Here is a 15,323-nt window from a genome sequence, read left to right on the forward strand (position 1 = left end):
CTGCCACCCCGGAGTTGTTAAACCTCACAGCAAGTTCAAGGCTTCTGTCTACATCCTTAAGAAGGAAGAAGGCGGCCGTCACACTCCGTTCCACAACCACTACCGTCCCCAGTTCTACATCCGTACTCTTGACGTAACTGGCGAAATCACTCTTCCCGAAGGTGTAGAAATGGTAATGCCCGGTGACCACGTAGAGATCAACGTTGAGCTCATCAACCCGGTTGCTTGCGACGCAGGTCTTCGCTTCGCTATCCGTGAAGGCGGTCGTACAGTAGGTTCTGGTCAGATCACCGAAATTCTCGAATAATACCTTACGGTATAATTCTTAAAAAGCCATTCAAGAGCCTGTTGGTGCAGGCCTCTGAATAAAACCAAAACCGACCCTCGTTTCGGCGGGGTGACTCAAAGAATCGAAGGTCGGTTTTCCTTATACGGGACTAGCTCAGTTGGTAGAGCACCGGTCTCCAAAACCGGGTGTCGGGAGTTCGAGCCTCTCGTCCCGTGCAAAAAACACGACAAATGAGTAAACTTAAACTGCTTACAGATATCGAGGAGTCTTATACCGAACTTCGGTATAAGACTACTTGGCCTACAAGAAGCCAACTGGTCAAGAGCGCAGTTATCGTGCTGATCGCTTCCATCATTATAGCCGCGATAATTTTCGCGATGGATCAGGTGGTCAATACCATAATGCACTTCATTTATAGCCTCGGTCAGTAATCTCTTAACAGAAGAAAATCAATGGCGGAAGAATTGAAAAAAGCCTGGTATGTGCTGCGTGCCATTTCAGGTAAGGAAGCTAAGGTCAAAGAAGTATTGGATGGAGCCATCCGTAACACCGGCCTCGGCAATTACGTCTTTCAGGTCTTGATTCCTACTGAGAAGGTAATGTCAGTCCGCAATGGCAAGAAGGTGGTAAAGGAGAAAAACCTTTACTCCGGCTATGTCTTTGTGGAATGCATTCTTACAGGCGAGGTGCTTTATGAGCTCCGTAACACTACAAATGTGATTGATTTCCTTCGTGGACGTGGCAAGAACGCGGCTCCCGAGGCATTACGCGAAAGCGAAGTGCTTAGAATGATGGGTACTGCCGATGAAATGATTGACACTCCTGACGATGGAAATGATTACATGGTAGGTGAGACCGTAAAGGTGACTTTCGGGCCTTTCAGTGGTTTCTCAGGAACTATTGAAGAGGTTAACCGTGAGAAGAAGAAGCTTAAGGTAATGGTCAAAATCTTCGGACGTAAAACTCCGTTGGAACTCGAGAATTCTCAGGTAGAGCGTGAATAATCATCGCGCGGTGTCGAGGATTTTTCCACGACACCACGGGAGATGTCACAGTTTCCGAGCCAAAATTTGAAACATTAATTTAAATGACGGCTCTCCGGCACTTGGTTACGAAGGTAGTCGGGGAGACATCATGGTGAAGAAGAGATGGCATCGTTTTAACCGAATCATTAACAAAAATTTAGATTTATCATGGCTAAAGAAATTGCTGGACAGATCAAATTGCAAATCAAAGGCGGAGCAGCCAATCCTTCGCCTCCAGTTGGTCCTGCTCTTGGTTCCAAGGGTATCAACATCATGGAGTTTTGCAAGCAATTCAATGCCCGCACTCAGGACAAAGCCGGTAAGGTACTTCCGGTAGTCATCACTTATTATACCGACAAGAGCTTTGACTTCGTAGTCAAGACTCCCCCGGTGGCAATCCAGCTCCTCGAAGCTACCAAGCTTAAGAGTGGTTCTGCACAGCCCAACCGTAAGAAAGTCGGCGAAGTGACTTGGGAGCAGGTTAAGGCAATTGCTGAGGACAAAATGCCCGATTTGAACTGTTTCACCGTCGCATCGGCAATGCGTATGGTTGCCGGTACAGCCAGAAGCATGGGTATCACCGTTAAAGGAACATTCCCCGAAAACATCTAAACTTCAATTGACATGAGTAAACTGACAAAAAATCAAAAGATTGCCCAGGAGAAAGTTGAAGCCGGGAAGGTGTATAGTCTTGCTGAAGCAGTAAACCTCGTTAAGGAAATTACCTTCACAAAGTTCGATGCTTCGCTTGACGTGGATGTTCGACTTGGCGTTGACCCCCGTAAGGCTAACCAGATGGTACGTGGCGTTGTGACGCTGCCCCACGGAACCGGCAAGCAGGTGCGTGTACTCGTACTCTGTAACTCAGATGCCGAAGCTGCTGCTAAGGCTGCCGGTGCAGACTATGTAGGTCTGGACGAATATATCGAAAAAATCAAAGGCGGTTGGACTGACGTTGATGTCATCATCACCCAGCCCGCTATCATGGGTAAGATCGGAGCCCTCGGCCGTGTCCTCGGTCCCCGTGGCCTCATGCCTAACCCCAAGAGCGGTACTGTGACCAATGACGTTGCCAAGGCCGTTGAGGAAGTGAAGAAGGGTAAAATCGACTTCAAGGTTGACAAGAACGGTATCGTTCACTCGTCAGTAGGTAAGGTTTCTTTTGAAGCTCCCGCTGCTGCCGACAATGTCCGTGAGTTCATCAACACCCTCATCAAGCTCAAGCCCGCTGCCGCTAAGGGTACTTATATCAAGAGCATTTATCTTTCGAGCACAATGAGTCCGGGTATCAAGATTGACCCCAAGTCAATCGACGAATAACTTCTAAAGCTGACTGTACAAAATGAAAAAGGAAGATAAAATCATTGCTATTGAGAATATAGCTAAGACTCTTCAGGAGTATAGCTGCTTCTATCTCACTGAAACTGCCGGCCTCGATGCCGAAAAGACCACAGCTCTCCGCCGTGCCTGCAACAAGGCCGACATCAAGCTCATGGTCGTGAAGAACACTCTTCTTCACAAGGCTCTCGAATCGCTCGAAGGTGACTATTCAGAACTCTACGGAGCTCTCCACGGTTCGACCTCTCTGATGCTTTCAAACACAGGCAATGCTCCTGCAAAGCTTATCAAGGACATCAGAAAGGCTGACAAAGACGCCACTCTTCCCCGACTCAAGGCCGCTTACGTTGAAGAGACTGTCTACATGGGTGAAGACCAGCTCGACACCCTCGTGGCTATCAAGAGCAAGAACGAGCTTATCGCCGACGTTGTCGCTCTTCTCCAGTCTCCCGCCAAGAACGTTATTTCCGCACTTTCTTCTGGTGGAAACAAACTTCACGGCATCCTCGAAACTCTTTCGAAGAAGGAAGCGTAAGCCTTATATCCTACAGCCTCTCTGCTCAATACCCCTTAACCAATCATCAAATTTAAAAACAACAATAAAACTATAAAATCATGGCAGATCTTAATGCTTTTGCAGAACAACTTGTTAACCTCACCGTTAAGGAAGTAAACGAACTTGCTCAGATCCTCAAGGAAACTTACGGCATCGAACCCGCTGCTGCAGCTGTTGCAGTTGCTGCCGGTCCTGCTGCTGGCGCACCCGCTGAAGAAGAGAAGACCTCTTTCGACGTAGTCCTCAAGTCTGCTGGCGCTTCTAAGCTCGCTGTTGTTAAGCTCGTTAAGGAACTCACCGGTCTTGGCCTCAAGGAAGCTAAGGAAATGGTTGACGGCGCTCCCAGCGTTATCAAGGAAGGCATGGCTAAGGCTGATGCAGAAGGCCTCAAGAAGCAGCTCGAAGAAGCTGGTGCTGAGGTTGAGCTCAAATAATATTCCTGCTCATCAGGTACAATGGGTTAAGATTCTCCCTTACGGGAGTTTCTTAACCTATTTGCGTTAAAATGGACGGGTTGCTATAAAAAATCATAAATATTTATATTTATAAATAAAAATTCAGCATCGGCCGGTTTCATAAGTCGCTCATTCACGCCTCATTGGGTTATTCTCTTATTTGCCGAGGCCTGAATATTGGGCGATGCTGGGGTTAATTAATGTTAAATTGACTCTTCCTGCGCACTACCATCAACAACACAACGAGTTTCTTTTTTAATGTTTAATCCAAAAGATTAGATGTCAGACATAACTTTAGCTAAACCACGCGTAAACTTCGCGTCGGTTAAAAACCCTCTTCCTTATCCCGATTTCCTCGAGGTGCAGCTAAAGTCCTTTCAGGACTTCCTCCAGCTCGACACTCCGCCGGAAAAAAGAAAAAACGAGGGCCTTTTCAAAGTGTTTGCCGAAAACTTCCCTATCGCCGACACTCGCAACAACTTTGTACTTGAGTTCCTTGACTATTACATCGACCCGCCGCGCTACTCAATCGACGAGTGTCTCGAACGTGGTCTGACCTATAGCGTGCCTCTCAAGGCTAAGCTCAAACTTTACTGTACCGACCCTGACCACGAGGATTTTGCTACCGTGATTCAGGATGTATACCTCGGCCCGATTCCCTACATGACAGACAAGGGTACGTTTGTCATCAACGGAGCCGAGCGTGTTGTCGTGTCACAGCTTCACCGTTCGCCCGGTGTGTTCTTCGGTCAGAGCACCCATGCCAACGGTACTAAACTCTACAGCGCACGTATCATCCCGTTCCGTGGCAGCTGGATTGAGTTTGCGACTGACATCAACAATGTGATGTATGCCTACATCGACCGTAAGAAGAAACTCCCTGTCACCACACTTCTTCGTGCCATCGGCCTTGAAAGCGATAAGGACATTATCGAAATCTTCGGACTTGCAGAGGAAATAAAGGTCAATAAGACCAACCTTAAGAAAGCCGTAGGCCGTAAGCTCGCTGCCCGTGTGCTCAAAACATGGGTTGAAGACTTCGTTGACGAGGATACCGGCGAAGTTGTGTCTATCGAGCGTAACGACGTGATCCTTGATCGCGAGACTGTGCTTGAGGAAGACAATATTCAGGAAATTCTTGACTCGGGGGTTCAGACTGTGCTTCTCCACAAGGAAGATGCCAACACCTCCGACTACTCGATTATATTCAACACCCTTCAGAAGGATACATCAAACTCCGAGAAGGAAGCTATCCAATACATCTACCGGCAGCTGCGCAACGCCGAGCCACCGGACGATGCAAGCGCGCGCGAAGTCATCACCAACCTTTTCTTCTCCGAAAAGCGTTATGACCTCGGCGAAGTGGGCCGCTACCGTATCAACAAGAAACTCGGCCTCACTACTTCGATGGACGTGAAGGTGCTCACCAAGGAGGACATCATCGCCATCATCAAATACCTCATTGAACTTATCAACTCGAAGACCGATGTCGACGACATCGACCACTTGAGCAACCGTCGTGTGCGTACTGTAGGCGAACAGCTCTACAATCAGTTCAACGTCGGTCTCGCCCGTATGTCGCGCACAATCCGTGAGCGCATGAACGTGCGTGACAATGAGGTGTTCACTCCGATCGACCTTATCAACGCCAAGACAATTTCGAGCGTTATCAACACATTCTTCGGCACTAACGCCCTGTCGCAGTTCATGGACCAGACCAACCCTTTGGCCGAGATCACCCACAAGCGCCGTATGTCGGCCCTTGGCCCCGGCGGTCTTTCGCGTGAGCGTGCAGGTTTCGAGGTGCGCGACGTACACTATACACACTACGGACGTCTTTGTCCGATCGAGACCCCTGAAGGCCCGAACATCGGTCTTATCTCTTCGCTCTGTGTCTATGCCAAGATCAACGATCTCGGCTTCATCGAGACTCCCTACCGCGAGGTTAAAGAAGGTGTTGTCAACCTCAACAACGACGAGGTTGTCTATCTCACAGCTGAAATCGAGGAAGGCAAGATCATCGCTCAGGGCAATGCTCCTGTCAAGGACGACGGCGAGTTTATCAACGACCGCGTGAAAGCCCGTCTTGACGCCGACTTCCCGATTGTCGCTCCCGATCAGGTGGAACTCATGGACGTGTCGCCCACACAGATTGCATCTATCGCGGCATCTCTCATCCCCTTCCTTGAACACGACGACGCTAACCGTGCGCTCATGGGATCTAACATGATGCGTCAGGCTGTGCCTCTGCTGCGCAGCGAATCTCCAATCGTCGGAACAGGCATCGAAGGACAGCTCATACATGACAGCCGCACCCAGATTATGGCTGAGCGCGAGGGTACAATCGAATTTGTCGACGCTACCGTCATCCGCATCCGTTATGACCGCACCGAGGACGAAGAATTTGTTTCGTTCGAGGACAGCGTCAAGGAATACCGTCTGCCGAAATTCCGCAAGACCAACCAGAGCACCACTATCGACCTCCGTCCTATCTGCCAGAAGGGTCAGAGAGTGAAGCGTGGCGACATCCTCACCGAAGGCTACTCTACTGAAAAGGGCGAGCTCGCTCTCGGCCGCAACCTCAAGGTTGCCTTCATGCCTTGGAAGGGCTATAACTATGAGGACGCTATCGTGCTCAACGAGCGTGTGGTCCGCGAAGACATCCTCACATCTGTCCATGTCGATGAGTACACCCTCGAAGTCCGCGAAACCAAGCGCGGTATGGAGGAACTTACATCTGACATCCCCAACGTGTCGGAAGACGCTACAAAGGATCTCGACGAGCGTGGTATCATCCGTGTGGGAGCCCACATCGTCCCCGGCGACATCATGATCGGTAAGATTACTCCTAAGGGCGAAAGCGATCCCACTCCTGAAGAGAAACTCCTCCGTGCCATCTTCGGCGACAAGGCCGGCGATGTGAAGGATGCATCTCTCAAGGCTTCTCCGTCGCTCAAGGGTGTTGTCATCGGCACACATCTTTTCCAGAAAGCCGAAAAGAAAAAGACCAAGAAGAGCGCCAGCGCTGTCCTTCCCAAGCTCGACGAGGAATACGAGGATCGTCTCAACGCTCTCAAGGATCTCCTTATCCGCAAGCTCATGACCCTTACCGACGGCAAGACCTCGCAGGGTGTGAAGGATTTCCTTGGAACAGACATTATCCCGAAAGGCTCGCGATTCTCGGCAGCCACTCTCCGTGAGATTGACTTCGACACAATCAACCTCTCGAAGTGGACGTCTGACAACCGCATCAACGATATGATTCGCGCCACAATCGTCAACTATCTGCGCAAATCAAAGGAAATCGATGCCGAGCTCCGTCGCAAGAAATTCGACATCTCTATCGGCGACGAACTTCCTTCAGGCATCATGAAGCTTGCCAAAGTCTATGTGGCCAAGAAGCGTAAGATTTCTGTGGGCGACAAGATGGCGGGTCGTCACGGTAACAAGGGTATCGTGTCGCGCATCGTGCGTCAGGAAGACATGCCATTCCTTGCCGACGGTACTCCTGTCGACATCGTCCTCAACCCGCTTGGTGTGCCTTCGCGTATGAACCTCGGTCAGATTTTCGAGACTGTGCTCGGATGGGCAGGCCGTGAGCTGGGCGAGAAGTTCGCAACCCCGATTTTCGACGGTGCTACGCTTGAAGACCTCAACGAATGGACCGACAAGGCCGGAATACCCCGCTACGGTAAGACCTACCTCTATGACGGAGGAACAGGCGAGCGTTTCGACCAGCCCGCTACCGTGGGTGTCATCTACATGCTTAAGCTCGGCCACATGGTCGAAGACAAGATGCACGCACGTTCGATCGGTCCGTACTCACTCATCACTCAGCAGCCGCTTGGCGGTAAGGCGCAGTTCGGTGGACAGCGTTTCGGAGAGATGGAAGTCTGGGCGCTCGAAGCATTCGGCGCCGCCCACATCCTTCAGGAAATCATTACAGTCAAGTCCGACGATGTTACCGGTCGAAGCAAGACTTACGAAGCTATCGTCAAGGGCGACGCAATGCCGCCTGCCGGCATTCCCGAATCGCTCAATGTGCTTCTCCATGAGCTCCGTGGCCTCGGTCTGAGCATCAACCTTGAGCAGTAATATCACTCTCCTTATTGACGGTGTATCGGAGTCCGGCCATCGTGCCCGGATTTCGATATACCATCGAAAAAATTACTTAACATCGCTTTTGAATATCTAAAATATGGCTTTTAGAAAAGACAATAAACAAAAAACCGGTTTCTCGAAAATCTCTATCGGCATCGCTTCGCCCGAGGAGATTCTTGAGAAGTCAAGCGGCGAGGTGTTAAAACCCGAAACCATCAACTACCGCACCTACAAGCCTGAGCGCGACGGCCTTTTCTGCGAGCGCATTTTCGGTCCTGTAAAGGACTTCGAATGTCATTGCGGCAAGTACAAGCGCATCCGTTACAAAGGCATTGTCTGTGACCGTTGTGGTGTGGAAGTGACTGAAAAGAAAGTGCGTCGTGAGCGCATGGGCCACATCAAGCTTGTTGTGCCCGTGGCTCATATATGGTACTTTCGCTCGCTGCCTAACAAGATCGGTTATCTTCTCGGTCTTCCCTCAAAGAAGCTTGATGCCGTCATCTACTACGAGCGCTACGTTGTCATCAATCCCGGTGCGGCCGCCGATGGTGAGAATCCCGTTCAGCGTCTCGACCTTCTTACCGAAGAGGAGTATTTCGACATCATGGATCGTCTTCCCCGCGAAAACCAGCTTCTCGACGACACAGACCCCAACAAATTCGTTGCCAAGATGGGAGCCGAGGCTATCTATGATCTGCTCAAGGACATCAACCTCGACGACCTCTCTTACGCACTCCGCGATCAGGCAAATTCCGAAGGTTCGCAGCAGCGCAAGACCGAGGCCCTCAAGCGCCTTCAGGTTGTGGAATCGTTCCGCGCCTCTCGCGAGCGCAACCGTCCTGAATGGATGATTCTTCAGGCCGTGCCGGTGATTCCCCCCGAACTCCGCCCCCTCGTGCCTCTTGATGGTGGCCGTTTCGCCACATCCGACCTCAACGACCTCTATCGTCGTGTGATCATCCGCAACAACCGTCTCAAGCGACTCATCGAAATCAAAGCTCCCGATGTGATTCTCCGCAACGAGAAGCGTATGCTTCAGGAAGCTGTCGATTCGCTCCTCGACAACTCTCGCAAGTCGTCGGCTGTCAAGACCGAGGCCAACCGTCCGCTCAAATCGCTCTCTGACTCGCTCAAGGGTAAGCAGGGCCGTTTCCGTCAGAACCTCCTCGGTAAGCGTGTCGACTACTCGGCCCGTTCGGTTATCGTCGTTGGTCCTGAGCTGAAGATGCACGAGTGCGGTATCCCCAAAAACATGGCTGCCGAGCTCTACAAGCCCTTCGTTATCCGCAAGCTCATCGAGCGTGGCATCGTCAAGACCGTCAAGTCGGCCAAGAAGATTGTCGACCGCAAAGAGCCTGTCGTATGGGATATCCTCGAATACGTAATGAAGGGTCACCCGGTGCTCCTCAACCGAGCCCCGACTCTTCACCGTCTCGGTATTCAGGCATTCCAGCCCAAGATGATCGAAGGTAAGGCTATCCAGCTCCATCCGCTCGCATGTACGGCATTCAACGCCGACTTCGACGGTGACCAGATGGCGGTTCACCTTCCTCTTGGCAACGAGGCCGTTCTCGAAGCACAGCTTCTCATGCTCGGTTCTCACAACATCCTCAACCCCGCCAACGGCGCGCCTATCACCGTGCCTTCTCAGGACATGGTGCTCGGTCTCTACTATATCACCAAGCTCCGCAAGGGCGACAAGGGCGAAGGCCTCAAGTTCTACGGACCTGAGGAGGCTGAAATCGCCTACAACGAAGGCCGTGTGACTCTCCACGCCCCCGTTTCGATTGTGGTTGACGACATTGACGAATTCGGCAATCCCATCAAGCACCTCGTCGAGAACACCTCTGTCGGCCGTGTGCTTGTCAACCAGTATGTCCCCAAAGAGATTGGCTATGTCAATGAGATTCTTTCTAAGAAATCACTGCGTACCATCATCTCGCGCGTAATCAAATATTGCGGTATCCCCCGTTCGGCCCAGTTCCTCGACGACATCAAGAACCTCGGTTACTACATGGCCTTCAAGGGCGGTCTGTCGTTCAACCTCGGCGACGTGCTTATTCCTGCCGAAAAGGAACAGTATGTCAAGGAAGGCTACGAGCAGGTACAGGAAGTCCTCAACAACTACTCGATGGGCTTCATCACCAACAACGAACGTTACAACCAGATTATCGATATCTGGACACACGTCAACTCTCGTCTTGCCGACACGCTCATGAAGCAGATTTCTGCCGACAAGCAGGGATTCAACCCTGTCTACATGATGCTTGACTCCGGAGCCCGTGGTTCTAAGGACCAGATTCGTCAGCTCTCAGGTATGCGTGGTCTTATGGCCAAGCCGCAGAAGAGCGGTGCTGAGGGTGGTCAGATCATCGAGAACCCGATTCTTGCGAACTTTAAGGAAGGTCTTTCGGTGCTCGAATACTTCATCTCGACCCACGGTGCGCGTAAGGGTCTTGCGGATACTGCGCTTAAGACTGCCGACGCAGGTTATCTTACCCGTCGTCTTGTCGACGTGGCCCACGACGTTATCATCAACGAAGAGGACTGCGGAACGCTTCGCGGACTTGTCTGCACCGAGATCAAGAACAACGACGAGGTTGTCGCTTCGCTCGGCGAACGTATCCTCGGACGTGTCTCTGTCCACGACATCATCGATCCCACCAATGGCGAACTCATCGTCGCTGCCGGTGAGGAAATCAACGATATCGCCGCCGACCGCATCAATGAGTCGCCGATCGAATCTGTTGAGATCCGTTCAGTGCTCACTTGCGAATCCAAGAAGGGTGTCTGCGCCAAGTGCTACGGTCGCAACCTTGCCACCCACCGCATGGTGCAGATGGGCGAGGCTGTCGGCGTGATTGCAGCCCAGTCAATCGGTGAGCCCGGTACTCAGCTTACACTCCGTACGTTCCACGTCGGTGGTGTGGCTTCGAACATCGCTGCTGTCAACTCACTCACTTCGCGCTACGACGGTATCCTCGAAATCGACGAGCTCCGCACCGTACAGACCGACGAGGCCGACTCAAAGGGCCGCAACGTTGACGTGGTCATCGGCCGACTCGCTGAAATGCGTATCGTCGACCCCAACACCAAGATGATGCTGACCAACGCCAACATCCCCTATGGTGCGAAACTCTTCTTCGACAACGGCGCTACAATCAAGAAAGGCGACGTCATCTGCGAATGGGACCCCTTCAACGCCGTTATCGTCAGCGAAGTCGGCGGTAAGGTCGAATATGTCAACTTCCAGGAAAATGTCACCTACCGCGTCGATTCCGACGAACAGACCGGTCTCCGCGAAAAGATTATCATCGAATCCAAGGAGCGTGGCAAAGTCCCCGAAGCCAACATCGTCGATGCTACCGGCGAGGTTGTCAAGACCTATGCCCTCCCTGTGGGCGCTCACCTCATGGTCGACGACGGCGACACCGTCAAGGCCGGTGAGATCTTCGTCAAGATTCCTCGTGCGGCAGGTTCTGCCGGTGACATCACCGGTGGTCTTCCCCGAGTTACAGAGCTCTTCGAGGCCCGTAACCCGTCTAACCCCGCCATCGTTTCTGAAATCGACGGTGAGGTGCGTTTCGGCAAGGTTAAGCGTGGCAACCGCGAGATTTCCGTGACATCCAAACTCGGAGAGACCAAGAAATACCTCGTGCCCCTGTCGAAGCAGATTCTCGTGCAGGAAAACGACTACGTGCGTGCCGGCACACCGCTCTCCGACGGTGCGATCACTCCCGCCGACATCCTCAACATCATGGGTCCGACAGCCGTTCAGGAATACATCGTCAACGAAGTTCAGGACGTCTACCGCATGCAGGGTGTGAAGATTAACGACAAGCACTTCGAAGTCATCGTACGCCAGATGATGCGCAAGGTCAACATCCTCGATCCGGGCGACACCAACTTCCTCGAGCAGCAGGTTGTCGACAAGCGCGACTTCATGGACGAAAACGACCGCATCTGGGGCAAGAAGGTTGTCACCGACGCAGGCGACAGCGAGAACGTCAAGCCCGGTCAGATCATCACTGCCCGCAAGCTCCGCGACGAAAACTCATCGCTCAAGCGTCGTGACCTCCGTCCGATTGTCGTTCGTGATGCACAGCCCGCCACTTCCGAGCAGATTCTTCAGGGTATCACTCGTGCCGCCCTCCAGACATCGTCGTTCATGTCGGCTGCATCATTCCAGGAAACCACCAAGGTGCTCAACGAAGCTGCCATCAACGGCAAGGTCGACTACCTTCAGGGCATGAAGGAAAACGTAATCTGCGGTCACCTCATCCCCGCCGGTACAGGCCTCCGCTCCTACGAGCGCATCGTGGTCGGTGGCAAGGACGACATCGAGGATGCCTTCGATCTCCCTGTCATTCCCCGTCAGGAAGCCCCCGAAGTCATCGACGTGGCTCACACCGAACTCTGATAAATCCGTCAGACAGCGTCTGAACTCTCAGATAAACGTCTGACCCCCCAATAAACATCCAGCGCCGACCCCACCCGGGCCGGCGCTGCTGTTTTATATCCACCACCGATTTCACCATACCGTCAAAACATTCGACTGTACTCGAAACTTTCCACGAAAACATCAAAACTTTCGACTGTACTCGAAAAAACGATACTTTCCCCTCTATACTGAAAATCTAACTCCAAGCCATGAACCTATCTACAATTCCGTTCCCAATTCCCATGCCCGCAGATGGCGGACACCGTTGCGCATCGGCAACAGGTCGTCGTCCATTGTTATCAGAAACTTCTCACCCTCGCCCTTGACATGTTCAAGAGATTCATACTCCCTCTGAGCCGTTTCCTCATCGAGTACAGAATAAGCGACCTGTGCATAGACGGTGCGCCCGTCCTTCACCGCTATGAAATCGACTTCACGCCCTTTCACAACGCCCGTATTGACAACATAGCCTTTTCTCACAAACTCCAGATACACGATATTTTCCAACACATATCCTAACCCATATCTCACAGACGAAAACAGATAATTATGGTAGGCTTGGTCATTTATATAAAGTTTGAAATTACCTGCGAGCAGTTCCTTACCGCTGATATTGTAGCGCTCTGACTTATGTACGAGAAAAGCCTCCTGAAGATACATGATATAGGCTGCTACCGTATCGTAGGTCGACCTGTTTCCGCGGCTCTTTATGAAATTTACTATACCGGTTATGGAAATCATATTGGAGGCATTGTTGACAAGATATGCAAAGAGACTTTCGAGAAGCCCTACATCCTTTATCGAATATCGTTTTACAATATCCTTGAGCATTATCGAATCGCGCAGTCCGGCCACATAGCGTTGCTTCACCTCATCGTCCGGGAGATTAATCAGTTCCGGCAGTCCTCCGTCTTTCATATATCTCAGAAAAGCTCCGCGTTCTTTTTCGAAGGAGTGAACTCCGCAGTATTCGTCAAACGACAGAGGGGTTATCATAAACTCCACATACCGTCCCGACAGAAGCGAGGCGAGTTCGCCGGAAAGCAGCCGTGAATTTGAACCTGAGATAAACAGCTCTGCCTCCACAGTGTAGTCCTGCGACATTGAATTGACCGCACGTTCCCATTCATCGATTTCCTGCACCTCATCTATAAAGATATAGAGACGTCCGGCGGGATTGAAGCGATTGCGGTAAGCGCTTACAAGACTGCTGAGGTCATCAGCATTTCTTATGAAACCGAACACCGACAGTTCACAGTTGATGAAAAGCGTGTTCTCCGGTTTTATACCGCTCTTTATAAGCTCGTTGGCAACCTGTCGCATGATATAGCTTTTGCCAACGCGTCGCTGACCGGTCAACACCTTAACGAGCCGGTTTCCGGTATACTTCATAAGGCTTCGGGTGTATGTGTCACGTGTGAATCCGGCGGGAAGTTGATTCCCGTACCATAGATTATATGGGGCTATTATGTCTAAATATTCTTCCATAGTCGAATCTTTTTGCAAATATAGCTAAATTTTCGACTGTACTCGAAACTTTCCACGAAAACATCAAAACATTCGACTGTACTCGAAAAAATCCTTACTTCTTTCCCTCTATACTTTAAACTCTATACTCCCATAGTGCCTTGGCGGACTTTACGCTCTGTCGTCACCGTGATACGGCATCCTTGACCAATATGATTACTCACTTAGCCAATTTATGATGTTAAATTTTCATGCTTTTGCTGTCAGGCTACAAAGGGGTGACGTTCTGAATAAATTTCACGGCACTGCGCAACCGAATTCTGAAAATTAAACCACGGGTGTTTCAGTGTTTGAAACACCCGTGGTTTAATTTTGCGGATACATCGAAGAAAATGCGGTCGGGAGAGTGTTAAACCCCTTCCTGATATTGCAAATGTGGAAGGAAAATGATTATATTTGCACAGAGCTACCATCGCGGTAGCCGTCAATCACTGATTATTAACCTTAACATCGTATTATCAAGAACCGGACATTGACCGACTCCCCAAAATATTAAGCCACAAGCTTTGACATTTTATCGTAATCTCCAAGGGTAAATCTGGAAAATTTCTCGACAATGGAATGAATATGATAAAAATGCGGCTAATCAGTGTAGGCTCACGCCTGCACTGTGTGCAAAGTTTTGTGTGTCCTCGATTCGAGGGACACTGACAGCATTTTCTTCGTTTTGTTTCATTCCAAGGCATTTTCCAGAGCCTTCCCGAGATGCAAAACTTGAAATGTGTCAGTGTTCTTTTTTTGTATCGATTAAATTCAAAAAAATAATTGAATTATATGAGATTAAGAAGTACAATAACAATAATCATAGCATCGCTATTTCTATTTCCTGCGTATTCTACTGGACAAGTCGCAAAAACTATTGTAAGACAAATTATAAAGAAAGAAATAAAGCAGGCAAAAAAAATTGGCACTAAAAAGGTGACCAAATTGATTGAAAAAAAAGCGGGTAAAGAGTCTCAGCGTAGTATGATTAAAACTGTTTCTAAATCCACAACGATAGGACTGAGTTCTAAAGTGGCTGCATCAATGACAAAAGAAGTTGCGGAAGTCTTTAAGAAAGGAGCCTATAGTGAAATTAATGTGATAATTAGAGGACGTAGTAAACCTCTTTTAATATCACCTAAATTCGACCCATATTTGAAGATTTCAAGGAAATATACGGGAGATTTTGACCCAGTTAAATTTCATAAAGGTAATCCCCGTTTTGTGAAAGATGGGTGTGAGACGAATTTGGGGAGAATGAAAAGAGGTTTAGCGCCATTATATAAAGACCCTTCCAATCAGAGAATTGCCGACCATGGATACAGTGCTTTTGAACTTCATCATGGAGGTCAAAAATCAAATCCGAATTATTTCGCTTTAATGGCGGAAGATCATAAGACACAGTCATCGGTATTACATCCAATCCGGAAAGGGAGTGAAATTAATCGAGGAGAATTTAGCAAAAAAGAAAGAGCTCCTATGTATAAAGAAATAGCAGATTATATTGATTATATTTTATAATGAAGTTATTTAAAATAAGTAGGTTTGCGATTTTTAGAAAACAACAAAAAATAGCATGAATTCTGTGTTGTCAACTTGAAGCGAAAAT

The 15,323-nt window shown here is 49.9% G+C and carries 10 protein-coding genes, 1 tRNA gene and 1 pseudogene; 11 read left to right on the plus strand and 1 reads right to left on the minus strand.

The annotated features are described in order from the left end of the window. The 10 genes and pseudogenes from tuf to rpoC all read left to right on the plus strand — a co-directional run. Positions 1-307, plus strand: a pseudogene (gene tuf, locus QZ311_RS01280) (elongation factor Tu); the annotation flags it as partial. A 124-nt stretch (positions 308-431) separates the two neighbouring features. After that, positions 432-504 (plus strand) — tRNA-Trp (locus QZ311_RS01285). Between the two features lie 15 nt (positions 505-519). Next, complete coding sequence (gene secE / locus QZ311_RS01290; RefSeq protein WP_123613573.1) at positions 520-720, plus strand: preprotein translocase subunit SecE; 201 nt, start codon at positions 520-522, stop codon at positions 718-720. 21 nt (positions 721-741) lie between these two features. After that, on the plus strand, positions 742-1,293 hold the full coding sequence (gene nusG, locus QZ311_RS01295) for a transcription termination/antitermination protein NusG (RefSeq protein ID WP_297063064.1): 552 nt from the start codon (positions 742-744) through the stop codon (positions 1,291-1,293). A 189-nt stretch (positions 1,294-1,482) separates the two neighbouring features. Then, entirely contained in the window at positions 1,483-1,926 is a 444-nt protein-coding gene (rplK, locus tag QZ311_RS01300) for a 50S ribosomal protein L11 (RefSeq protein WP_297063066.1), read from the plus strand. Positions 1,927-1,938: 12 nt separating this feature from the next. Beyond that, positions 1,939-2,634, plus strand: coding sequence for a 50S ribosomal protein L1 (rplA, locus tag QZ311_RS01305; RefSeq protein WP_136414882.1), 696 nt, complete (start codon positions 1,939-1,941; stop codon positions 2,632-2,634). 22 nt (positions 2,635-2,656) lie between these two features. After that, the gene (gene rplJ, locus QZ311_RS01310) at positions 2,657-3,187 is read left to right on the plus strand and encodes a 50S ribosomal protein L10 (protein ID WP_297063070.1); all 531 of its coding nucleotides are present in this window, start codon (positions 2,657-2,659) and stop codon (positions 3,185-3,187) included. A gap of 80 nt (positions 3,188-3,267) precedes the next feature. Next, positions 3,268-3,642 carry a 50S ribosomal protein L7/L12 gene (rplL, locus tag QZ311_RS01315; RefSeq protein WP_123613568.1) on the plus strand — a complete coding sequence of 125 codons (375 nt, stop codon included), beginning with the start codon at positions 3,268-3,270 and terminating at the stop codon, positions 3,640-3,642. 300 nt (positions 3,643-3,942) lie between these two features. After that, a complete protein-coding gene (gene rpoB / locus QZ311_RS01320) occupies positions 3,943-7,758 on the plus strand; it encodes a DNA-directed RNA polymerase subunit beta (protein ID WP_297063073.1) in 3,816 nt (1,271 codons plus the stop codon). A gap of 103 nt (positions 7,759-7,861) precedes the next feature. Further along, a complete protein-coding gene (rpoC, locus tag QZ311_RS01325) occupies positions 7,862-12,184 on the plus strand; it encodes a DNA-directed RNA polymerase subunit beta' (RefSeq protein ID WP_297063075.1) in 4,323 nt (1,440 codons plus the stop codon). Between the two features lie 240 nt (positions 12,185-12,424). Here rpoC and QZ311_RS01330 read toward each other — a convergent pair whose 3' ends face one another. Further along, the gene (locus QZ311_RS01330; RefSeq protein ID WP_297063077.1) at positions 12,425-13,693 is read right to left on the minus strand and encodes an ATP-binding protein; all 1,269 of its coding nucleotides are present in this window, start codon (positions 13,691-13,693) and stop codon (positions 12,425-12,427) included. 813 nt (positions 13,694-14,506) lie between these two features. Here QZ311_RS01330 and QZ311_RS01335 point away from each other — a divergent pair. Beyond that, positions 14,507-15,235, plus strand: coding sequence for an HNH/ENDO VII family nuclease (locus QZ311_RS01335; RefSeq protein ID WP_297063080.1), 729 nt, complete (start codon positions 14,507-14,509; stop codon positions 15,233-15,235). Positions 15,236-15,323 lie beyond the last annotated feature (88 nt).

The sequence above is a fragment of the uncultured Duncaniella sp. genome (genome assembly GCF_910578445.1).
Lineage (GTDB): Bacteria > Bacteroidota > Bacteroidia > Bacteroidales > Muribaculaceae > Duncaniella.

Bases quoted from the DNA above. Each gene is read 5' to 3' on its own strand.
- secE (WP_123613573.1), top strand. From the start codon at position 520: ATGAGTAAACTTAAACTGCTTACAGATATCGAGGAGTCTTATACCGAA.
- nusG (WP_297063064.1), top strand. From the start codon at position 742: ATGGCGGAAGAATTGAAAAAAGCCTGGTATGTGCTGCGTGCCATTTCA.
- rplK (WP_297063066.1), top strand. From the start codon at position 1,483: ATGGCTAAAGAAATTGCTGGACAGATCAAATTGCAAATCAAAGGCGGA.
- rplA (WP_136414882.1), top strand. From the start codon at position 1,939: ATGAGTAAACTGACAAAAAATCAAAAGATTGCCCAGGAGAAAGTTGAA.
- rplJ (WP_297063070.1), top strand. From the start codon at position 2,657: ATGAAAAAGGAAGATAAAATCATTGCTATTGAGAATATAGCTAAGACT.
- rplL (WP_123613568.1), top strand. From the start codon at position 3,268: ATGGCAGATCTTAATGCTTTTGCAGAACAACTTGTTAACCTCACCGTT.
- rpoB (WP_297063073.1), top strand. From the start codon at position 3,943: ATGTCAGACATAACTTTAGCTAAACCACGCGTAAACTTCGCGTCGGTT.
- rpoC (WP_297063075.1), top strand. From the start codon at position 7,862: ATGGCTTTTAGAAAAGACAATAAACAAAAAACCGGTTTCTCGAAAATC.
- QZ311_RS01330 (WP_297063077.1), bottom strand. From the start codon at position 13,693: ATGGAAGAATATTTAGACATAATAGCCCCATATAATCTATGGTACGGG.
- QZ311_RS01335 (WP_297063080.1), top strand. From the start codon at position 14,507: ATGAGATTAAGAAGTACAATAACAATAATCATAGCATCGCTATTTCTA.